The organism is Streptomyces sp. TRM70350, from assembly GCF_019219825.1.
GTDB lineage: Bacteria > Actinomycetota > Actinomycetes > Streptomycetales > Streptomycetaceae > Streptomyces.
In genome coordinates, this window is record NZ_JAHUXH010000014.1 from 180287 (window position 1) to 199660 (window position 19374).

Consider the following 19374-nt stretch of genomic DNA (forward strand, 5'->3'; position numbering starts at 1 on the left):
ATCGCGGATTGATGAATCCCAGATCGATATCGGACTTGGACAGGTGGGGTGGGGCGTTGCTCTCCTCGGGGCATGGACAACCGCGATGTACACATGCCGGGAAGCGACTACTCCGCCGCCACGACCTGGACGGCGAGACGGCGACGCCCGCGAGGCGGGGTGAGAGCGGTGGCCGCCGTGGGTGTGGTGCTCGCCGTCGGGGCCGGTGGGGCGTACGCCGCCGGGGCCGGCCCCTTCGCCCGGGGCGGCGACGGGCCCGACCCGGCGGCCCTGGAGCAGGCGCGCGCGTTCCTGGCCGACTGGGCGGGCGGCCGCCTGCCGAACGCGGCGGCACGGACGACCAGTCCCGGTACGGCCCAGAAGGTGCTGGGCAACTTCACGGCCGGGCTCGACATCAGCGAGCCGGGACTCACGGCGGCGAAGCCCGAGCTCGGCGAGGACGGGACGGTCACCGTCCCGTTCACGGCCCGGATGCCCATCACCGACCTGGGGACGTGGACGTACACGTCCGAGCTGCCGTTGCGGGAGCAGCCGGACGGGAGCTGGAAGGTGGACTGGCGGCTGTCGCTGGTCCATCCACGGCTGAGCGAGACGGAGAAGTTCCGTCTGGAGCGGGAGGAGGCGTCGGCGCCCGAGGCCACTGATCGGGACGGGGTCGCGTTGTCGGCCGACGCGTTCCCCTCGCTGGGCCCGGTGCTGGGGCAGCTCGCCGGCGAGGGTGCCGGGCCGCGGGGTGCGGTGCGGCTGGTGGACCGGGCGACGGGAGAGGTCGAACGTACCGAGGCCCGCTTCGGGGAGGAGGCGGACGGACCGGACGACGACGAGCCTGTGCGCACGACCCTCGACGCCGACTGGCAGTCCGCCGCCGAGCAGGCGCTCGCCGGTGAGGCCGACGGCAAGAACGCGGCGCTGGTCGCGCTGCGGATCGACAACGGGGAGATCCTGGCGGTGGCGAACTCGCCGTCGTCCGGCTTCAACCGGGCCGTCTCCGGCACCTACGCTCCCGGCTCCACCTGGAAGATGGTCACCAGCACCGCCCTGCTGCTCAAGGGGGCCGTCGGGCTGGACGACGTGGTGGACTGCCCCAAGTACCTGACGGTGGGAAAGCAGTTCCACAACGTCGAGACCTCCGAGTTCCCGGGGGCGACCTTCCGCAAGGACTTCACCGAGTCGTGCAACACGGCGTTCATCAGCCTGCGGGGCAAACTCGGGGACGCGGAGCTCGGTGAGGTCGCGGACGAGTACTTCGGTGTCGGGCAGGAGTGGCGCGTCGGCATTCCGTCGTACGACGGTTCGGTGCCGGTGCCCCGGGACGAGACCGAGAAGGCCGCGTCGATGATCGGGCAGGGGCGGGTGCAGGCCAACCCGCTGATCATGGCGTCGGTCACGGCGACGGCGGTGTCCGGGGCGTTCCATCAGCCGACGATCACGGCGGGGGACGGGGGCGGGACGACGACCTCGACGACGCCGCTTCCGGAGCATGTGGTCGCTCAGCTGCGGGAGTTGATGCGGGCGACCGTGACGGACGGTACGGCGCGGGTGCTGGCCGATCTGCCGGGCGAGGTCGGGGCGAAGACGGGCACGGCGGAGGTGTCCGAGGAGCAGGACAACAACGGTTGGCTGGTGGCGTACCGCGGCAATGTGGCGGTGGCGTGTGTGGTGGAGGAGGGCGTGACGGGCGGCGGCTCGGCGGGCCCGGTTGTCCACAGCCTGTTGACGGCGGTGCCCGAGTGATGAGCAGCAGGTGTTCCGGTCCGTCCCGTCGGCAACTGCTGTGGGCGGCGGCGTTGATGCCGCTGGGCGCGGCGGCGTGCGACCGCGCCGCCCCTGACGAGCGCACCCGCGCCACACCACCGCCCCCCTCCGCCAGTCGTACGCCCGACCTCTCCCGCTACGCGGCACTCGAACGCCGCCACGGGGCCCGGCTGGGCGTCTGCACCGTGGCCACCGGCACCGGCGCGACGCTGACGTACCGCGCGGACGAACGCTTCGCGTTGTGCTCCACCTTCAAGGCCCTGGCCGCCGCGGCGGTCCTGCACGAGCACCCCCTGAGCCACCTGAACCGGCGGGTCACCTACACACGAGCCGATGTGCAGTCCTACTCGCCGATCACCGAGGACCACGTCGAGACGGGGACGACGGTCCGGGAACTGTGCGACGCGGCCGTCCGTTACAGCGACAACACGGCGGGAAACCTGCTGATGCGGGACGTGGGAGGCCCGGCGGGACTGACCGCGTATCTGCGCGGCCTCGGCGACAAGGTCAGCCGCCTGGACCACTACGAGCCCGAACTGAACGACATGCGCCCGGGCGACCCCCGCGACACGACCACCCCCCGGGCGATCGCCACCACCTACCGCGCACTCGTCCTCGGCGACGCCCTCACCCCCGACCGCCGCGCCCTCCTCAAGGACTGGCTCGTGCGCAACACCACCGGCGACAACCGCATCCGCGCCGGTGTCCCCAAGGGCTGGACGGTGGCCGACAAGACAGGCACCGGGAACTACGGCCGGGCCAACGACATCGGGATCGTCTGGCCGTCGCGCACCGACCCGCTCGTCCTCGCCGTGATGACGGACCGCCACGGACACGACACCCCACCCAGGGAGCGCCTGATCGCCGAGGCCACACGCCTGGTCGTGGCCGACCTCACCTGACCGCGCGCTCGTCGGCGCTCTGTGCCGATCAGAGCGTCTCGGGCGTGCCGGGCGACGGTCGTGGTGTTCAGGAAGCGGCGGACCCTGTCCGTCTTCCCGGTCGGCTGCCGAACACCCACGCCCGGAAGAGCAGGAACCGCAGCAGCGTCGCGGTCAGGTTGGCGGCGATCAGGACGGCGAGTTCGACGCGGGCCCCGGCCGACGGCGCCGCCTGGTGCAGCAGGGCGAGCGAGCCGCTGGTGAGCGTCAGGCCGAGCAGGAAGACCGCAAGCCCCCTGGCCTGGTGGCGCACCACCCCGCCGGGGCCGCGGATGCCGAAGGTGAGGCGGCGGTTGGCGGCGGTGTTGCCGATGGCGCAGACCAGCAGCGCCAGCGCGTTGGCCGCCTGGGCTCCCACCACCGGGCGCAACAGCGTGTACAGCAGCAGGTGCGCGAGGGTGCTCACCGCTCCGACGGCGGCGAACCGCACGAGTTGCATGACCAGTCCGCCCGACGGCTCCCCCTCGCCGCTGCGCCGCAGTTCGGCCGGGGGCAGGGTGCCGCGCGCCAGCGCCGCGCCGATCCGGGCGATGCCGCGCAGGTCGGCCAGGGCCGTGGCGAGGATGTCGACCCGGCTGTCGGGGTCGTCCACCCAGTCGACCGGCACCTCGTGGATGCGCAGGCCCGCCCGCTCGGCGATGACCAGCATCTCGGTGTCGAAGAACCAGCCCGAGTCCTGGACGAGGGGCAGCAGCCGCTCGGCCACGTCACGCCGTACCGCCTTGAAACCGCACTGCGCGTCGGAGAAGCCCACGGCGAGGGTGGAGCGCAGGATCGCGTTGTAGCAGCGGGAGGTGATCTCCCGTTTGGGGCCGCGCACGACCCGGGCGCCGCGGGCCAGGCGGGTGCCTATGGCGATGTCGGAGTGCCCGGATATCAGCGGGGCGACGAGCGGGAGCAGCGCGGCCAGTTCTGTGGACAGATCCACGTCGACATACGCGAGCACGGGGGCCGACGAACGGGACCAGGCGGTGCGCAGGGCCCGGCCGCGGCCCTTCTCGTCGAGCCGCAGCCCCTCCACCTCGGCCAGTTCGCCCGCCAGCCGGACGGCGATCTCCGGGGTGCGGTCGGTGCTGGCGTTGTCGGCGATGGTGATACGGAACGGGTAGGGGAAGCTCTCCCGCAGATGCGCGTGCAGCCGCCGGACGCTCGGCTCCAGATCGGTCTCCTCGTTGAACACCGGGACGACCACGTCCAGGACGGGGTCCGGGTGGTCGGTGGGGACCGGCGTGCGGTGGGGCAGTGGGTGTGCGTCCTTCACGGCGGCGGTCCCTCGTTCTCTCACTGACTGGTCCTTGTTCGTACTCGGCGCAGGGTACGAAGGTACGCGGGCCACGGACACATCCCCGCCCCGGTCCCGCAACAGGGCGGTGACGTCCGGTCCATGCCGGGTCCTCACCGGTGATGCGGAATGTAAGGCGAGTCATCGGTTTGTTCCGCGCGGGAAATCGTTTCATTACCTTGATCCTTCACCCGTTTGCTGCGCATCCGGCGCAATGGGGTGCCGTTAGTTTGGTTATGACCAAGGCAACCAGGGACGGTATTTTCGGCCTGTTGGCGAGTCAGCAGCGAGGGGGCAGGGCTGCGGGACATGCGGTGACGCTGGGTCCCTACACATACATTCCCGCCCCGGCACACTGCTCGGCCAGTGTCAACGGAACACTCACCAAAGACGGACCACCGGTCACACTCCGGGCCACCGAGCCGATTCTCCGCCATTTTCTGGACGTCATGGCCGAACTGGAAGCCGATCTCGCCCGACGGTGGATCAGGTCACAGGGCACGTCCGGTTACCGTCCGGCGAAATAACAAGAATTCGCTATGTATGCACAGGGTCATGGCACCGGCCGCCATCGAGGTCCGGCCGAAGCGTTCTCGAACCCCCTGGTTCCACCGGACTCCGCCTGGGATCCCGCCGAGGAGCTGGCGTTCATGCTCCAGGACGCGATGGCGGAGGAAGCCTCGAACATCCCGCCGACGGATGCCTCGGTCACCGCTCCCGCCCCCGGCACACCGCTGGAAAACCTGCAGGAGATCACGGCGGAACTGCCCCCGCTGAGGGATTCCCCGAAAGGTCACCGCAAGCCGCGTGAAAGCGGCGGCCGGAACGTCTTTCGCGCGGTCAGCCGGGTCATGGCCGCGCTGGCGGCGGTCATCGCGTGCGGCGTGAGTTTCTTCGGCGGACTGGCCGTCTACGAACCGCTGCGCCTTTCCGTTTCCGGTACACACAACGGCATTGTTTCCTTGTGGCCTTTGCTCATCTACGGTCCGTGGCTGGTCGCCTCGCTGTCCGTGCTGCGTGCCGCGCTGCACCAGCGCCGGGCGGTGCACTCCTGGTGTGTGATCCTCTTCTTCTCGTCCGCGGCGATGCTCTTATGTGTCGCGCAGGCGCCGAGGACCGTCGTCGACACCGTGACGGCGGCGTTGCCCGGTCTCGCGGCGCTCGCGTGCTTTCAGCAGCTGGTACGGCAGATCACCCTGACCCGCCCGCCCCGGCGCTCGCTGCCCCGCCACCGCTCACGGCCGCCCACCCCGCCCCCGGCCACCGATGAACCGGGCGACTCCGCGACCCGGGAGCTCCACCCGGCCACGCCGGACGTCGCGTCTCCCTCACCACCGCGCGACCCGGAGCCCTCACCGCGGATCCTCCCGAGGCAGGGCGCCACCTCCCGGTAGGCGCCCTGCGGGCCGGACTTGAGTCAGACGAGCCGCTTGCGCCCCCACAGGAAGAGGAACACCGCGACGGCGGCGGTCAGCGCCAGCAGGATCGCCGCGCCGAGCCACTGCATGCCGGGCATCTGGGAGATCGGCAGATAGTCCACCGACCAGCCGACCACATCGGCCTGCTTCAGGCACAGCTCGCGCGCCTGTTCCGTCTCCTCTTGGGCGCAGGTGCTCCAGCCGACCGGCCTCCCGCTGCCGGTGAGGTACGACTGGTCGATCTGGTACGCGGCGTCGGGCAGCGTGGGGAACGCGTCGTCCGCGAGGACACCCTTGTTCGTGGTGACCGTGACCACGTCGCCGAGCGCGAGCCGCAGCTCGCCCCAGACGAGCTGGACGACGACGGCGAACCCGAAGGTGACCACCATCGCCGCCAGCGTTCGGCGGAGCACCAGTCCGATCGCCACACCCCCGACGACGGTGAAGAGGGTGAGCGCGACGGGCACCGGGCCGGTGGTGTCGAAGGCGGCGCCGGACGTCCACTCCATGACCGTGCTCTGCTCCTTGACCGGCTCCCACCACCAGCCGAACGCGACCGACAGCGCGGCCGTGCTCACCGTGACCACCAGAGCGGTCAGCCCCAGCTTGGTGGCCAGCCAGCGGGTGCGGCTCACGGTCTGGGCGGCGACCAGCTTGGCGGTGCCGTGCTCCAGGTCGCCGGCGAGCAGCGGGGCGCCGACGAACACGCCGAGCACCACGGGGATCACGCTCAGGGCGCTGCTGACGGGTTGGAAGGCGGCGGCGTACGGCTCGAACTCGGTGCCCAGGCTCCCGATGCCGCCCGCGGGCCCGCCCTGGCCGCCGAGGAAGTCCATCATGCGGGCGCGCTGGAAGACGATCCACGCCACCAGGAGCACACCGGCGCCGAGGACGGTCAGGAACGCGGCCCGGTGCTGGCGCCACACGAGCCAGGTCACCCCGCCGAGCGGAGAGCGCCGGCGGGAATCGGTCGCGGTGGTGTCCGGGGTCCGGGTGAGGGTGCTCATGCGGCCACCGCCCGCGAGCCGTGCACCTGGGCGGTGGGCGTGATCAGCGCGGGCGCCTCGGCCGAGCGCAGGTGGGCGAGCAGGAGTTCCTCCATGGTGGGTGTGGCGGTCTCCCAAGGGCCGGTGACCGGCCCGTCGGAGCGGACCAGGGCGGTGAACTGCCGTCCGGTGGCGCGGGCTTCGACGACGGTGTGCTGCGCGAGACCGGCGGGCAGGCCCTCGCCCTCGCGGACGCCGGTGACCAGGCGGTGCACGGCGAGCAGTTCGTCCACGTCACCGGCGAGCCGCAGGGTGCCGGAGGCGATCACGACGAGGTAGTCGCACACGTTCTCCAGCTCGGCGAGGACGTGGGTGGACATCAGCACGGTGGTGCCGCGCTCGGCGGCCTCGGCCATGAGGGTGCCCATGAGTTCGTGGCGTACGACCGGGTCGAGGTCGGACATCGGCTCGTCGAGCAGCAGCAGGTCGGGCCGCTTGCCGAAGGCCAGCGCGAAGGCGACGCGGGTGCGCTGCCCGCCGGAGAGGGTGCCGACCTTGGCGTCCAGCGGCACGTTCCCCGCGCGCACGACGGCCTCGGCGGCGCGCTGGTCCCAGCCGGGGTTCAGCTCCCGCCCCAGCCGCAGGGTCTCGGCGACCGTGAAGCGGCGGTACAGCGGCTTCTCCTGGGCGAGGAACGCCGTACGACGACCGGCCTCGGCCGAGTCCGGGGCCGCGCCGAACACCCTGAGGGCGCCCTCCGTCGGCTCCAGTACGTTCGCCGCGATCCCCAACAGCGTGGTCTTGCCCGCCCCGTTGGGCCCGACCAGCCCGCAGATCCGCCCGGCCGGCAGCCGGAACGAGCAGTTCCGCAACGCCCAGCCCCGCCGGTAGCGCACCCCCACGCCGTACGCCTGCAACGCCGTGTCCCCGGCGCCCTGACCGTCACTCATGTCATCCACCACCATTTAACTACTTGATTAGTGGAATGATGATGGAAGGCATTGAGGGCTCCTGTCAACGCCGTTCAGTGCACTGGCTCGTCCTGGGCCGTCCGGGCGTGGTCATGGAACTTCGGGGAACGGGCAGGCGTTGCCAGGAGGACGGGTGCGGACGCACGCCGACGACCGGAACGACACGGCTGAAGCCGAGGTGGCACGGATGGCTATGTGGGATCGGATCAAGGACCAGGCCAAGAGCCTGCAACAGCAGGCCCAGGGCGCGCGTGGCTCCGGCGCACAGGGCGGACACGGTGGACACGGTGGTCAGGGCGGACACGGTGGTCAGGGCGCTTTCGGCGGGCACGGCAGGCCGGGTTCGGGGTCCTCGGGCGGCTCGCGGGCCCAGCTGGTGAGCACGCTCAAGTCTCAGCTCACCTCCCTGAAGACGGAGCTGAAGAGCGGCGCCTACCGGGACGCCAGCATGGCCATGTGCGCCCTGGTCGCTGCCGCCGACGGGCATGTCGACCCGACCGAGCGGCAGCACGTGGAGTCGCTGATCCTGAGCAACGACGTCCTGCAGAACTTCCCGCCGGAGCAGCTGCGCCAGCGTTTCAACCAGCACGTCGACCGGCTGGCGTTCGACTTCCCGCAGGGCAAGACACAGGTCATGCAGGAGATCGCCAAGGCGGCGAAGAAGCCGGCAGAGGCCAGAGCGGTCGTCCAGACCGGGTTCGTCATCGCCGGGGCGGACGGTTATGTCGCACCGGCGGAGGAGCAGGTCCTGCGGGAGGCCTGCTCGGTACTGGGCCTGTCTCCGCAGGAGTTCGGTCTCTGAGCCTGCGCTGAACGTGGCCGCGCCCGTCAAACCTCCCGGCGGGCACCCGTGGTCGTGCTCGCCGGTCGCGTGAGAGTGGGGACACACGCTCGGGCGGACGCCGGGCGCCGGGAGTGCCCCGGGGCGCTCCCACGTTCCGGTGGTCGGCGCCGATCGCGCTGCCGGGCGTATGCCGCCCCCCGTATCCAGGGGCGATGGATGACCACGGCACCACCCTCACCACAAGCGCTCGGCGTCCGTTCTCCCGGCGGGAGTTCACCACCCTGCTCCCCCCGGCCGGCACACGGAACTCCTCACGGCCATCCGCGCCCCCGAGGGCCCGCTCCACTTCGCCGGCGACCACACCTCGGTGAAGCCGTCCTGGATCGAGGGGGCGTTGGAGTCGGGGGTGCGGGCGGCGCTGGAGGTGCACACGGCCTAGCGGGCTGTTCCGATTGCCCGGGAGGTCCGGGCAGCCTCACGGAGTGCGGTTCGGTATCAGGTTCGGTGTCAGCGGTGCTCGGGGTTCTCGTAGTCGTGGCGGCAGCCGGCGTCCCAGGCGGTGCGCTGGTTGCCGTAGGCGGGGATGCCTCCCGCGTCCTTGAGCAGGCGCGCCAGGTGCAGCAGGTTCCAGGTCATGAACGTGGTGTTGCGGTTGGTGAAGTCGTTCTCCGGGCCACCGGAACCGGGGTCGAGGTAGGAGGGCCCGGGGCCCGCTTCGCCGATCCAGCCGGCGTCGGCCTGCGGGGGGATGGTGTAACCGAGGTGCTGGAGGCTGTAGAGGACGTTCATGGCGCAGTGCTTGACGCCGTCCTCGTTCCCGGTGATCAGGCAGCCGCCGACCCGCCCGTAGTAGGCGTACTGCCCCGCGTCGTTGAGGAGGCTGGAGCAGGCGTAGAGCCGTTCGATCACCTGCTTGGCGACCGAGCTGTTGTCGCCGAGCCAGATCGGCCCGGCCAGCACCAGGATGTCCGCCGCCATGACCTTCTCGTACAGCGTCGGCCAGGCATCGCTGCGCCAGCCGTGTTCGGTCATGTCGGGCCACACTCCGGTGGCGATGTCGTGGTCGACAGCGCGCACGACGTCGACCTGGACGCCCTGCGCCGCCATGATGCGCACGCTGCGGTCGATGAGCCCCTGGGTGTTGCTGCGCTCCGGTGACCGCTTGAGCGTGCAGTTGAAGACGAGGGCGCGCAGGTCGTCGTAGCGCGCGGGCGGTGTGTCGGTGGTCGGTGCGGTGGCGGGCGGTGTGTCGGCGGTCGGTGCGGTGGCGGGCGGTGTGTCGGTGATCGGTGCGGCGGTCGGTGACTGGTCGGTCACGGGCTCTCCGGGGGTACGTGCCACCGTGCCCTCTCGGTGGCTGAACCGCTCCATCGTGCTGGCGCGGCAATCGTCGCGTCGGCCGCGCCACCACCGGTCCCCGGCAACCACCCCGACAGCCGAACGGCCCGCGACAGGCCAGAGCCTGCCGCGGTCGCCCGCGCCTGCCCCGCGGACCTACTTGCCCTTCGGCGCCGCCTGCTGGATCACCTCGAAGGACCAGAGGGTCGAGCCCGAGGCCGCGGGCTTGGGGCGCTCCCCGCCCTCGCCCGCACCGGCGCCCTGGTGGGCCGCCTTCATCGGCCCCTCCATCCAGGCCTGGAAGGACTCCTCGTCGCGCCACCGGGTGTAGACCAGGTAGTTGTCGGTGCCGTCGACCGGGCGCAGGAGCTCGAACCACTCGAAACCGTCGGAACCCTCGACGGCGTGGGCGCGGGAGGCGAACCGCTTCTCCAGGACTTCCCGCTGCTCGGCCGGGACGGTCAGCACATTGATCTTGACTACGCTCATGACTCCATCCTGCCCGGTTTGGGGTGGCTGTGGGGCCCGTAGGGGATGTGCCCGGAGGCCCCTGCGGGTCCCCTTAAGGGATCTGTGGGGAAGGTCCGTAAGGGATGTCACAGGTCGGCCGCAAAGCCGGTCCCGGAACCCTCGGCCCGGCCCACCGCTCTTCGAGACCAGGTACGTTCGATGACGTGGCTGGATTCAGGATCGGACGCGGCGGCCGGAACGACCGCGCCCCGCACACGCGACCGCAACACCCCCCGCACGGACAGCAGGCGCCGCAGGGGCCGTCGTACGGCTATCCCCAGGCCCCGCAGCCGCACCCGTACCCCGGGCAGCAGAGCTACGGGAACGCCCCCTGGCCGCAGACGAACGGCGGTTACGGCGGTCCGGGCGGCGGCGGTGGCGGTGGCGAGCCGGAGTACTTCGGCGACGACGGCGCGTACCAGCAGGGCGGGCCGGACCCGTACGCCGCGAACAACCCGGGCCACACGCAGGCCTTCGCGGTCGGCGAGGACCCGTACAGCCAGGGCGACACCTACCGCGCCGGCTCGGCCCCGGCCGCCCCGGTCGGGCCGCGGCTGCACTGGAAGGAGCTGCTGCGCGGCATCGTCCTCGCGCCCCAGCAGACGTTCCTGCAGATGCGCGACTACACGATGTGGGGCCCCGCCCTCACCGTGACCTTCCTCTACGGCCTGCTCGCGGTCTTCGGCTTCGACGGCGCCCGCGAGGACGCGATCAACGCCACCCTCTCCAACGCCATCCCGATCGTCCTGACGACGGCCGTCGCGATGGTGCTGAGCGCGTTCATCCTGGGCGTGGTCACCCACACCCTGGCCCGCCAGCTGGGCGGCGACGGGGCATGGCAGCCGACGGTCGGCCTCTCCATGCTGATCATGTCCATAACGGACGCGCCCCGTCTGGTCGTCGCGATGTTCCTGGGCGGCGACGCCCCCTTCGTCCAGATCCTCGGCTGGGCCACGTGGGTCGCGGGCGGCGCGCTCCTGACCCGGATGGTGTCCAAGTCGCACGATCTGCCGTGGCCGAAGGCGCTGGGCGCGTCGGCGATCCAGCTGATCGCGCTGCTGTCGATCGTGAAGCTGGGCACGGTGTAGTCCCATTGCTCCACACTCACGGAACGGGCCCCGGCGATGCCGCCGGGGCCCTTTCGTCGCTCACCTGTTCGTCACTGTCCTGACGCCTCAGGCGTCGAGCACCTGCCCGGCGCGCCGCACGACGGGCGGCTGGACGGACCAGGGGAAGTTGATCCACTCGTCGGTGCGCTTCCAGACGTACTCGCACTGCACGAGGGAGTGGGACTTCTCATAGATCACGGCGGAGCGCACCTCGGCGACGGCGTCGAGGCAGAAGTCGCGCACGAGCTTGAGCGTCTTGCCGGTGTCGGCGACGTCGTCGGCGATCAGGACCTTCTTGTCGGAGAAGTCGACGACGTTGGGAACGGGAGCGAGCATCACGGGCATGTCGAGGGTGGTCCCCACGCCCGTATAGAACTCCACATTCACCAGATGAATGTTCTTGCAGTCGAGGGCGTAGGCGAGCCCGCCGGCCACGAAGACACCGCCGCGGGCGATGCTGAGCACTATGTCGGGCTCGTACCCGTCGTCGGCGACGGCCTGAGCGAGCTCGCGGACGGCGACGCCGAACTGCTCGTAGGTCAGGTTCTCCCGTACGTCACTCATGTCGCTGATGTCACTCACGTCAGTCGAGGGCTCAGACCTGGGTCCGGTGGAAATTGAGGAAGGACCGTGAGGCGGTGGGCCCGCGCTGCCCCTGGTACCGCGACCCGTACCGCTCACTGCCGTACGGGAACTCCGCGGGCGAGCTGAGCCGGAACATGCACAGCTGGCCGATCTTCATGCCGGGCCAGAGCTTGATGGGGAGCGTCGCGAGATTGGACAGCTCCAGGGTCACATGGCCGGAGAACCCGGGGTCGATGAACCCGGCGGTGGAGTGGGTGACGAGCCCGAGCCGCCCGAGGGAGCTCTTGCCCTCCAGGCGGGAGGCGAGATCGTCGGGCAGGGTGATGACCTCGTACGTCGACGCGAGCACGAACTCACCGGGATGCAGGATGAACGGCTCGTCGCCCTCGGGCTCGACCAGCCGCGTCAGGTCGGCCTGCTCGATGGAGGGGTCGATGTGCGGGTACCGGTGGTTCTCGAACACCCGGAAATACCGATCCAGCCGCACGTCGATGCTCGACGGCTGCACCATGGATTCGTCGTAGGGATCGATCCGTACCCGCCCGGCGTCGATCTCGGCCCGGATGTCCTTGTCTGAGAGAAGCACGCCCCGAGGATACGCAAGGCGCGCGGAGCCCCCACAATCGCGACGGCTCCACGCGCCCACGGCGAGATCAGTCTCTGTGTCTCTCTTCTCTGTCTCTCTCCCGCTACCGCTTCTCAAGACCGACCGGCACGACGCTGCGCAGGCGCGCGCATCGCGGACAGCGAAGAAGCCGACGCGGGCCGAGGCGCTCGGCCTGCTGCATCGGGAACGAAGCGGTGGTGAACACGTGCCCATCGGCACAACGGACGACGGTGCGCTCCATCAAGTCCTGAAGTCCCTTCCCCAAAGAGCCGCGTCTGGCTGATGCCCTGACGAGGAAGGCCACATTACGGGATGAATGGGACGCCCCTCCAGGCGGCACTCCGGCCCCACCGGGCCCCTCTCCCACCCCTCCACCGTACGCCCCAACTCCCGCCGCCCGCAGCCGTATCCCACCCCGCGAACGACCGCAGGCCCCGCGGTGGGAGCACCGGGGGCCTGGGATGAGGTACAGTAAGCGAGCGTTCCGACACCGATCTCGGTCGGCGTCTTACGCGGGTGTAGTTTAATGGTAGAACATCAGCTTCCCAAGCTGAGAGCGCGAGTTCGATTCTCGTCACCCGCTCCACGAAGAAGGCCCAGGTCAGAGACCTGGGCCCTTTTGTTGTCCGTGGTGATCAGTCGTCGCGTGCCAGATTGGTGCCAGAAGGCTCGTCGGGCTTCGGCTTCGTGGCATCGGCGCGAGCCTTCCTGACCATGGCGTCGAGGCTCGCGGCGACCTCCTCTTGCCGCTCGTCGTCGGAGTGCTGGTAGATCAGCGCCGCCTTCTCCGAGGACTGGCCGGCGCGGACCATCGTGTCCTTGAGCGTGGCGCCTGAGCGGGTGGACAGGGTGTGTCCAGTGTGCCGGAGATCGTAGAACCGGAAGCCCTCGGGCATGCCGACGATCTCACGTGCCTTCCGCCACTTCCGCCCGAAGCTGCTGCGCCTGAATGGAGCCCCCTTCTCGCCGACGAAGACCAGCCCGTCGGGACCCGGCTCGGCGTAGCTCTCCAGGTGCCAGCGGAGCTCCCGGCGGAGGAACGCGGGAAGAATCACAGTCCTGGTTCCGGCTTCGGACTTGGTGTCGCCCTGGACGCGTCGCCCGTTCATCCGCTCCGGCTCGGCGAGGCGGACACGGACGCGCAGGTTGTCGAGGTCGATGTCCCGACGGCGGAGGCCGGCCAGCTCTTCCGGCCGCATCGGACCGTACGCGCCGAGGTAGACCATCAGGCGCCACCGCATCCCCACGGCGTTGGCGAGCGCGTCGACTTGGGCGACTGTGGCGATGCGTCGTTCAGCTGCCTTCTCCTTACCAGCGCCCTTGATCCGGCACGGATTGCGCGTGATCAGCTCGTCGTCCACGGCCGTCTCCAGGATGGCCTTGAGGAGCCGGTACGCCTTCGCCGTCATCGTCTTGGCACCCGTGGTGCGCAGCCGATCCGCCCGCCACTCACGGACGCGCGGCGCGGTGATCTCGTCCAGGTCCGCCTCAGCGAAGGCGAAGAGGTGCTTGTCCAAGAGGTACCGGTAGAGATCCCGAGTCAGTGGTGCGAGTTCCCTTTCCTCCACCCACTTGTCCGCGTAGGCCTGGAAGCTGACCGCCCCGGCCTCAGGGTCGCGCCACTCGCCACGGCGGATCTCGGTCTGCTTTTCAGCGAGCCAGTCGTCTGCGTCCGCGGTCGTCTCGAAGGTGAACGGCGCCGGGCGCATCACGCCGTCAGGCCCCGGATAGCGAGCCTGGTACCGGCCGGAGGGGAGCTTTCTGATCGCGCCGAAGCGGCGCCGCCTGCCCTTGCTGTTGGCCATCAGGCAGCCCTCCTGTATCGGGCACGAGGGCGCCTCAGCGGCTCGACCGTGCGAGCAGCGATGTACTCCTCAACCGCGCTCTCCGGGATCCGGACGTATCGGCCGACCTTCACGTACCGGATACGCCGCTCCTCGATGAGCCGCCGGGGGAAACGGGGAGTCGTGCCGAGCAACTCGGCGACCTGGTCCACCGACAGGTAGCGGTCGTTCATGCGGTTGGTTCTCCTTCCGTTCCGGGGGCGGGTTCGAGGGATGCGGCCAGCCAGGCTTCGCCGGTACTGAGGCCCGTCCCGGCGAAGACCCAGTGAGCGAGGACGAGCGTGGTTTCGCCGTCCTGCGGGACGGGCGGGGCGGTTTGCGTGCGGCGCCACTCGGCGCGGGCGTCGCGCAGGGCGCCGAGGGTGGTGGAGTAGCGGCGGGACTTGGTGGAGAAGTGGCCGCGGAAACCGAGCATGTGGGCCCACGCGCGCAGCCGGAGCTCTGCCAGCTCGGGGCGCGCGCCGAGGGTCCAGGCGGTGCGGATCATTCGCCGGGCGTGGTCGGTGATCCGGGCCCCGGCCAGCTCGGCGAGGAAGCGGATCGGCCGGTCCAGGGTGCCGGTCGCTGTCTCGGCGCCTTTGGTGGCGTACTTGGCGATGTACGCGGCGACGGCTCGCTCGGTCAGCTCCTGGCCGTCGTCGAAGTCGGCGGAGCGGATCGGGCGGACGTCGAGCTGGCGGCCGAAGGCGAAGCTGTGCGCCCGGCCGTCGATCTCCGGTCCGGAGACGTGCGTGGCGGTGGCGGCGGCACGGATGGCGTCGCTCAGCAGCTCGGCCGTGGCCCAAGCCGGGGGCGAGGTGTCGCCGCCCTCGGGACCGTCGAGGCGGATGACCGCGTGGAAGTGGACGGCGCCGCGCTTTTGGTACTCGGCCACCTTGGCGAAGGAGACCCGGGCATGGTCGCGGAACGCCCGCTGAGTGAGACCGGCAGGCTTGGCGACCTCCCGGCGGAGGTAGATCGAGAAGCGCCGCCACAGGGCACCGGCGTGGGCATTCCAGAGCACGGCCGCCTCATAGTCGTAGGTGTCTGGGTCGAGGGGCGTGCCGAGGACCTGATCTGTGTCGTCGTGCCGGATACCGCAGCCGCAGGGCCGTCCGCTGGACGGGCGGTTGTGGACCGGCCCGAAGCTCGGAGCCGTGAACGTGGCGAACACACGCGGGTGGACGGCGACCTGTTCGGGCGTGCCCTTGCCGCCGCGCAGTCCGGCGGTGATCAGGTGGTAGGTGTCGCGGCGGTACGTCTCGGCGCAGGCCGCACATGGCGCGGCGGTTGTTGCAACGGACGAGGAGCTGACCGGCGGGGAGGGCAGCGGAGTCGAGGTGGTGCAGGACGCTGCCGATTTCACCGGTCGTGGTGTCGACCGCGTATTCGGTGCGGTGGCCATCGAGGCGTACGGGGCGGGTGCAGCCGCCCAGCGTGGAGAGTTGGCGGGCCAGCTCGGGCATGGTGCCGAGGGAGGCCAGCATGGAGAGTTCCGCCAGCGGGGACGGAGTCTGCCGGGTGATGATGGGACTTCCTTTCGGCTGCTTCGACGGTTGAGAGGGACGGCCCCGGGGCGGCGGGATGCTTGGCGGCTTGTTGCCGCCCCGGCGGCCGGTCAGCGCTTGTTCGCGCCGGTGACGAGGGAGCGCAGGACCACGGCGGCGATGGCCACCGACACGGCCGAGACGGCGACCGCCGCGAGGAGCGCGGTGAGCACGACGCCGACGACGACCACGGCGGCGACCGCGCCGACTCCGACCCCCACGAACGGGGTGACCGAGCGGCTGGCGGAGGGAGCCGGGGCGTGGTCCTGCGGGATGTGGGTGGTGATGCTCGGGACGTGCGGGGTGTCGGGCAGCTTGGGTCGGAACATGGCGGGGTTCCTTGTCGGTCGGGTGGTCATTCGTGGGTGCCGTTGACGACGTCGACTCCGGAGCGGGTGCCGGACTCGATGGCGGGGGCGAGGAAGGTGTGCGAGAGCCAGAAGCCGAACAGGGCGATCACGACGGCGACCCAGAGGCGGATGCCGAGGAACTTGATCGCGGCCCAGGCGATGACACCCAGGACGAAGACGAGCGGCAGAGAGACAGTCACGGGATCTCCTCAGCGGACGCGGCAGCGGTGGGTGCGGGCGGCCAGCTCGGCGGCAGCGCGGCTGTCGTAGTCGGTGGAGAAGCCGCAGCGTGGTGCGGTGCAGGCGGCTGTGTGCTTCTCGCGGCCCCGGCCGTCGTAGTAGGTGGCGACCTGCACGGGACCGATGCGGACGACGCGGCGGAAACGGGGGTTGGCGGGCATCAGGGCATCTCCTTTTCGGTTTCGCCGGTGAAGTCGGTGACGTGGTCGGCAAGCCAGCGCAAGATCTCGTCGCCCTCGTAGCTGTCGGCGGCGAGGATCACCGGCTCGGCGATCAGTACGGCTTCGGTGAGGCGGTTCTGTCGGGTCAGCTCGGCAGCGCGCTTGAGCGCGCGGAGCGTGGACGGGCGCACGGGGAAAGGTCCTCCGGGGTTAGGTGAGTTGGGCGGCGATCGCTTCGGCGAGCGGCATCGGGACGCCGAGCCGTGCGCGAAGCGTTGAGGTGTCGATGGGTGTTCCAGTCCGGGCGCGGTGTTCGTCGGCGACCCTGCGGGCCATGGCGACGAGGGCGGGTGGTACCGGAGAAGGCGAGCCCGGAGCCGACTCCCGCTCAGCGGCAGGCAGTTCGGCCGCCACCGAGGGCGGTTCGACTGGCGCGGCGGTAGGTTCCGGCGCCTCGGCCGTCGAGGGCGGTTCGGATGCCGTCGTCGGAGTCTTGGTCGGCTTCGGTGCTCCGTGGGCGAGCAGGGTGCCGCCGAGGAAGGCGACGGCGGGCCAGCCCGCTACGAGGATGCGGAGCCAGGCCGGTACGTCGTCCAGGTCGAGCAGTCCGGCGGTGGCGACGTTGGCACCGAGGGACGCGGCCAGTGCGACGAGGAACCAGCACCACCCGGCCGCCCTCGCCTCACCGGAGCGGAGCCGCCGCCAGGCCGCCACCATCAGCAGGTCGACGGAGACCGGATAGGCCCACGCCTTCCAGCCGTCCTGTCCGGCGGCCAGCGCCAGGTCATGCAGGTGAGCGAAGGACAGCGCGGCGGCGATCAGTGCTTGGACGAGTACGGCGTCCACGCGGACGGGCAGGGCGCGCACGGCCACTCCTTCCAGTTCCAGGCATGGGTGGGGTAGGGACTTGGCGCGGGACGGCCGCGCCGACCGATGGAGCGTGGGTGGCTACTCGGTGACCGGCTGAGGAGTGGCTACGGAGCCGGACTCCTTCACCGGCCCGGGCGGGACGTACGGCCGGAACGGCGCAAGCGCCGGAACATCCGGAGCGAGGTGTGCCATGTCGCGGCAGGTGGCCGCAGCGTCGGCGAGGGACAGGTGCGGGGTGCGGATACGGGACCAGCCGCCGGACGTGTCACCGACGACGGCGAGGCCAGGCAGTTCGGGGGCGATGGCACAGGCGGCCGTAACCGCCTCGGGGGCAATGTCTCCGAGCGCCATCTTGGCGGAGGCTTCGTCGTTCACTCGGTGGCAGACCCGGCCGGTCAACTGGGCCCGGAGCATCGTCGCGCCCTTGCCCAACTCGGCCCCGAACCGCTGGCCGCAGACCTCCAGGTAGATGCCGGCCGCGCGGCCGAGCTGAGCGAGCCGGATGAGCTGGGTGACCATCTCATCCCGTCGCTCCTCCTCCTTCTTCGTAGCGACGAGGAAGAGTTCGGCCACTTCGTCAATGAACAGCACGATGGGTGGCGGGCGTTCGTCCTCCGGCAGGCCCCAGACATCGGAGGTGATCTCCTCCGCCGGAGTGCCGGGCGCGATGCCCTGACGGGCCTTGACCAGGTCGTATCGGTCCTCCATTTCCTCGACGAGCACGGGCAGCAGTTCGGCCGCCTGCTCCGGGTCGGTGGCCAGTGCGGAGAGCCGGGGCGCGAACGGCGCCAGCTCCACACCGCGCTTGCAGTCGACTCCCACGAGCACCACCGGCTGAGCGGCCAGCCCCGCGAGCAGGTTCCGCAGGTACATGGACTTGCCGGACAGCGGGGCGCCGAGCACGAGTTCGTGAGGTACGGCCCGGTAGTCGCGTACGAAGGCGGTTGCGTCTTCCCGCAGGGCCACCGGCACGCGGAGCGGACCGGCGTCGGTCCGGCGAGGCATCCGCACCTTCCGCAGAACGTCGTAGCCGACGAGCCGCAGTTCCACGACTCCGGGCTTGACGTCCCGGACGTACACGGCGTGAACGCCCCAGGCATGCCGCAGCCGTTCGGCCGAGGCCGCCACGTCCGCGGGTTCCTGCCCCGGGGCCAGCCGCAGCCGGAGCCGCAGACCGGTCGAGGTGGGCCGGATCATGCCCCGACGAGGTGGCACCGGCCGGATCTCACGGCGAGTGGTGGCCTTGACGGCCAGGGCCCGCCACCGGGACGGCTCGACCGTCAGGCCGCACGCGTCCATGGTCGAGGAGTACGAGGCCAGCAGCCGAGCCACCGAGACCGGCAGCCCGACCGTCGACCAGTACGCCGCCGGGTGGGCGCGCCGGGCGTAGGCCGCACCGCCTATCGCAGCGAGCGACCCGCCCAGCTCGGCCCACGTCACCAGGTCCGCCACGGCGATCAGCCCGCCTGGTCCATCGAGAAGGCGCCGGGTGCAACGGCGGTGGCCCGGTAGGCGATGCCGTGCCGCTGCTGTCCGTTGAACACGCTCTGCCAGGGCCGGGCAACGAGACCGGGCAGCGAGACCGGGGCGCCGACGGTCAGGCCGTCCGTCACACCGCTCTCGGGGATGGTGACCTGGATCAGCGACGACTCGCCCTCGTCGATGTAGACGACGCCGACGGTCATCAGCGCCTCACCGCTCACGGCGTCCTTGGCGATCTCACCGGTCTGCCGGTCGCGCACCTTCGGCGCCGGGGCTTCGGTGAGCAGGATCGTGGCGGTCGAGGCGTCAACGCGGATCACACGCACAGGTTTCTCCTTCTGAGTCGATCAACCTGTCACCTGACAAGTTGACTTAGCAAGTTCGAAGCTAGGGATGCCAGGTTGACTTGTCAAGTGAGAATCGGAGAGAAGTCGAGAGCAACTGCCCGCGAAACGCTTCAGTTCAGGCGGTAAGTGTCTTCCAGCTCTTGCCGGTCGGCAGGCAGCAGCACGTCAGAGACTTGCAGCGCCTGCCCGGAAGCGTCGCATGCCACGACCAGGACACTGAGGACGGGAACGCCGTCCGGGAGGTCCAGAAGCTCGGCTTCGGCGCGCT

The 19374-nt window shown here is 70.5% G+C and carries 22 protein-coding genes, 1 tRNA gene and 2 pseudogenes; 7 read left to right on the forward strand and 18 right to left on the reverse strand.

Going from position 1 to position 19374, the window contains the following annotated elements; all coding sequences use genetic code 11:
* The first annotated feature begins 93 nt into the window (after window positions 1-93).
* Both KWI83_RS22245 and bla read left to right on the forward strand, forming a co-directional pair.
* Complete coding sequence (locus KWI83_RS22245; protein ID WP_218516154.1) at window positions 94-1734, forward strand: penicillin-binding transpeptidase domain-containing protein; 1641 nt, start codon at window positions 94-96, stop codon at window positions 1732-1734.
* Window positions 1734-2657 carry a class A beta-lactamase gene (bla, locus tag KWI83_RS22250; protein ID WP_218516127.1) on the forward strand — a complete coding sequence of 308 codons (924 nt, stop codon included), beginning with the start codon at window positions 1734-1736 and terminating at the stop codon, window positions 2655-2657. Before KWI83_RS22245 ends, bla begins: the two co-directional genes overlap by 1 nt.
* A gap of 67 nt (window positions 2658-2724) precedes the next feature.
* Here bla and KWI83_RS22255 read toward each other — a convergent pair whose 3' ends face one another.
* Window positions 2725-3957 carry a glycosyltransferase gene (locus tag KWI83_RS22255; protein WP_218516155.1) on the reverse strand — a complete coding sequence of 411 codons (1233 nt, stop codon included), beginning with the start codon at window positions 3955-3957 and terminating at the stop codon, window positions 2725-2727.
* Window positions 3958-4628: 671 nt separating this feature from the next.
* On the opposite strand from KWI83_RS22255, the gene KWI83_RS22260 reads away from it, so the two are divergent.
* The gene (locus KWI83_RS22260; RefSeq protein WP_218516128.1) at window positions 4629-5372 is read left to right on the forward strand and encodes a hypothetical protein; all 744 of its coding nucleotides are present in this window, start codon (window positions 4629-4631) and stop codon (window positions 5370-5372) included.
* 23 nt (window positions 5373-5395) lie between these two features.
* Here KWI83_RS22260 and KWI83_RS22265 read toward each other — a convergent pair whose 3' ends face one another.
* Together KWI83_RS22265 and KWI83_RS22270 are read right to left on the reverse strand one after the other, a co-directional pair.
* Window positions 5396-6403 carry an ABC transporter permease subunit gene (locus KWI83_RS22265; RefSeq protein ID WP_218516129.1) on the reverse strand — a complete coding sequence of 336 codons (1008 nt, stop codon included), beginning with the start codon at window positions 6401-6403 and terminating at the stop codon, window positions 5396-5398.
* Window positions 6400-7332, reverse strand: a complete 933-nt coding sequence (locus KWI83_RS22270) for an ABC transporter ATP-binding protein (RefSeq protein WP_218516130.1) — start codon at window positions 7330-7332, stop codon at window positions 6400-6402. The genes KWI83_RS22265 and KWI83_RS22270 overlap by 4 nt, the downstream gene beginning before the upstream one ends.
* Before the next feature lie 208 nt (window positions 7333-7540).
* Here KWI83_RS22270 and KWI83_RS22275 point away from each other — a divergent pair, with 208 nt between their 5' ends.
* Together KWI83_RS22275 and KWI83_RS22280 are read left to right on the forward strand one after the other, a co-directional pair.
* Window positions 7541-8155, forward strand: coding sequence for a tellurite resistance TerB family protein (locus tag KWI83_RS22275; protein ID WP_218516131.1), 615 nt, complete (start codon window positions 7541-7543; stop codon window positions 8153-8155).
* Between the two features lie 271 nt (window positions 8156-8426).
* Window positions 8427-8576, forward strand: a pseudogene (locus KWI83_RS22280) (FAD-dependent oxidoreductase); the annotation flags it as partial.
* A gap of 68 nt (window positions 8577-8644) precedes the next feature.
* Here the strand turns inward: KWI83_RS22280 and KWI83_RS22285 are convergent.
* On the reverse strand, window positions 8645-9331 hold the full coding sequence (locus KWI83_RS22285) for a flavodoxin family protein (RefSeq protein WP_218516156.1): 687 nt from the start codon (window positions 9329-9331) through the stop codon (window positions 8645-8647).
* 300 nt (window positions 9332-9631) lie between these two features.
* Window positions 9632-9964: an antibiotic biosynthesis monooxygenase gene (locus KWI83_RS22290; protein ID WP_218516132.1), complete on the reverse strand. Its 333-nt coding sequence runs from the start codon at window positions 9962-9964 to the stop codon at window positions 9632-9634.
* Between the two features lie 104 nt (window positions 9965-10068).
* Between KWI83_RS22290 and KWI83_RS22295 the strand changes: the two genes are divergently transcribed.
* The gene (locus KWI83_RS22295; RefSeq protein ID WP_218516133.1) at window positions 10069-11073 is read left to right on the forward strand and encodes a Yip1 family protein; all 1005 of its coding nucleotides are present in this window, start codon (window positions 10069-10071) and stop codon (window positions 11071-11073) included.
* A gap of 87 nt (window positions 11074-11160) precedes the next feature.
* On the opposite strand, the gene KWI83_RS22300 is transcribed toward KWI83_RS22295, so the two are convergent.
* Entirely contained in the window at window positions 11161-11658 is a 498-nt protein-coding gene (locus KWI83_RS22300; protein ID WP_218516134.1) for a phosphoribosyltransferase, read from the reverse strand.
* Window positions 11659-11689: 31 nt separating this feature from the next.
* Window positions 11690-12265, reverse strand: a complete 576-nt coding sequence (gene dcd, locus KWI83_RS22305; protein ID WP_079305965.1) for a dCTP deaminase — start codon at window positions 12263-12265, stop codon at window positions 11690-11692.
* A gap of 533 nt (window positions 12266-12798) precedes the next feature.
* Between dcd and KWI83_RS22310 the strand changes: the two genes are divergently transcribed.
* A tRNA-Gly gene (locus KWI83_RS22310) sits at window positions 12799-12872 on the forward strand.
* Between the two features lie 49 nt (window positions 12873-12921).
* On the opposite strand, the gene KWI83_RS22315 is transcribed toward KWI83_RS22310, so the two are convergent.
* The 11 genes and pseudogenes from KWI83_RS22315 to KWI83_RS22365 form a co-directional block, all read right to left on the reverse strand.
* Window positions 12922-14091 carry a site-specific integrase gene (locus tag KWI83_RS22315; protein WP_218516135.1) on the reverse strand — a complete coding sequence of 390 codons (1170 nt, stop codon included), beginning with the start codon at window positions 14089-14091 and terminating at the stop codon, window positions 12922-12924.
* Window positions 14091-14303, reverse strand: a complete 213-nt coding sequence (locus KWI83_RS22320; RefSeq protein WP_218516136.1) for an excisionase family DNA-binding protein — start codon at window positions 14301-14303, stop codon at window positions 14091-14093. The genes KWI83_RS22315 and KWI83_RS22320 overlap by 1 nt, the downstream gene beginning before the upstream one ends.
* Window positions 14300-15596, reverse strand: a pseudogene (locus KWI83_RS22325) (replication initiator). Before KWI83_RS22325 ends, KWI83_RS22320 begins: the two are co-directional and overlap by 4 nt.
* A gap of 131 nt (window positions 15597-15727) precedes the next feature.
* A complete protein-coding gene (locus KWI83_RS22330) occupies window positions 15728-15985 on the reverse strand; it encodes a SpdD protein (RefSeq protein WP_218516137.1) in 258 nt (85 codons plus the stop codon).
* A 26-nt stretch (window positions 15986-16011) separates the two neighbouring features.
* Window positions 16012-16206: a hypothetical protein gene (locus KWI83_RS22335; RefSeq protein WP_218516138.1), complete on the reverse strand. Its 195-nt coding sequence runs from the start codon at window positions 16204-16206 to the stop codon at window positions 16012-16014.
* 9 nt (window positions 16207-16215) lie between these two features.
* Complete coding sequence (locus KWI83_RS22340; RefSeq protein ID WP_033321455.1) at window positions 16216-16407, reverse strand: mobile element transfer protein; 192 nt, start codon at window positions 16405-16407, stop codon at window positions 16216-16218.
* Window positions 16407-16598 carry a hypothetical protein gene (locus KWI83_RS22345; protein ID WP_218516139.1) on the reverse strand — a complete coding sequence of 64 codons (192 nt, stop codon included), beginning with the start codon at window positions 16596-16598 and terminating at the stop codon, window positions 16407-16409. Before KWI83_RS22345 ends, KWI83_RS22340 begins: the two co-directional genes overlap by 1 nt.
* A 19-nt stretch (window positions 16599-16617) precedes the next feature.
* Window positions 16618-17274, reverse strand: a complete 657-nt coding sequence (locus KWI83_RS22350) for a DUF2637 domain-containing protein (protein ID WP_218516140.1) — start codon at window positions 17272-17274, stop codon at window positions 16618-16620.
* A gap of 81 nt (window positions 17275-17355) precedes the next feature.
* Window positions 17356-18729 (reverse strand): FtsK/SpoIIIE domain-containing protein, encoded by a 1374-nt coding sequence (locus KWI83_RS22355; RefSeq protein WP_218516141.1) that lies wholly within the window; start codon window positions 18727-18729, stop codon window positions 17356-17358.
* Between the two features lie 5 nt (window positions 18730-18734).
* A complete protein-coding gene (locus tag KWI83_RS22360) occupies window positions 18735-19085 on the reverse strand; it encodes a hypothetical protein (RefSeq protein WP_218516142.1) in 351 nt (116 codons plus the stop codon).
* Window positions 19086-19216: 131 nt separating this feature from the next.
* A partial coding sequence (locus KWI83_RS22365; RefSeq protein ID WP_218516157.1) for a UTRA domain-containing protein occupies window positions 19217-19374 on the reverse strand: 158 nt, incomplete at its 5' end.

Coding starts and splice junctions, on each gene's coding strand:
- KWI83_RS22320 (WP_218516136.1), bottom strand. CDS start 14,303: ATGAACGACCGCTACCTGTCGGTGGACCAGGTCGCCGAGTTGCTCGGC.
- KWI83_RS22270 (WP_218516130.1), bottom strand. CDS start 7,332: ATGAGTGACGGTCAGGGCGCCGGGGACACGGCGTTGCAGGCGTACGGC.
- KWI83_RS22300 (WP_218516134.1), bottom strand. CDS start 11,658: ATGAGTGACGTACGGGAGAACCTGACCTACGAGCAGTTCGGCGTCGCC.
- KWI83_RS22265 (WP_218516129.1), bottom strand. CDS start 6,403: ATGAGCACCCTCACCCGGACCCCGGACACCACCGCGACCGATTCCCGC.
- KWI83_RS22275 (WP_218516131.1), top strand. CDS start 7,541: ATGGCTATGTGGGATCGGATCAAGGACCAGGCCAAGAGCCTGCAACAG.
- KWI83_RS22295 (WP_218516133.1), top strand. CDS start 10,069: ATGTCACAGGTCGGCCGCAAAGCCGGTCCCGGAACCCTCGGCCCGGCC.
- KWI83_RS22340 (WP_033321455.1), bottom strand. CDS start 16,407: ATGCCCGCCAACCCCCGTTTCCGCCGCGTCGTCCGCATCGGTCCCGTG.
- KWI83_RS22315 (WP_218516135.1), bottom strand. CDS start 14,091: ATGGCCAACAGCAAGGGCAGGCGGCGCCGCTTCGGCGCGATCAGAAAG.
- KWI83_RS22330 (WP_218516137.1), bottom strand. CDS start 15,985: ATGTTCCGACCCAAGCTGCCCGACACCCCGCACGTCCCGAGCATCACC.
- bla (WP_218516127.1), top strand. CDS start 1,734: ATGAGCAGCAGGTGTTCCGGTCCGTCCCGTCGGCAACTGCTGTGGGCG.
- KWI83_RS22260 (WP_218516128.1), top strand. CDS start 4,629: ATGCTCCAGGACGCGATGGCGGAGGAAGCCTCGAACATCCCGCCGACG.
- KWI83_RS22290 (WP_218516132.1), bottom strand. CDS start 9,964: ATGAGCGTAGTCAAGATCAATGTGCTGACCGTCCCGGCCGAGCAGCGG.
- KWI83_RS22245 (WP_218516154.1), top strand. CDS start 94: ATGCCGGGAAGCGACTACTCCGCCGCCACGACCTGGACGGCGAGACGG.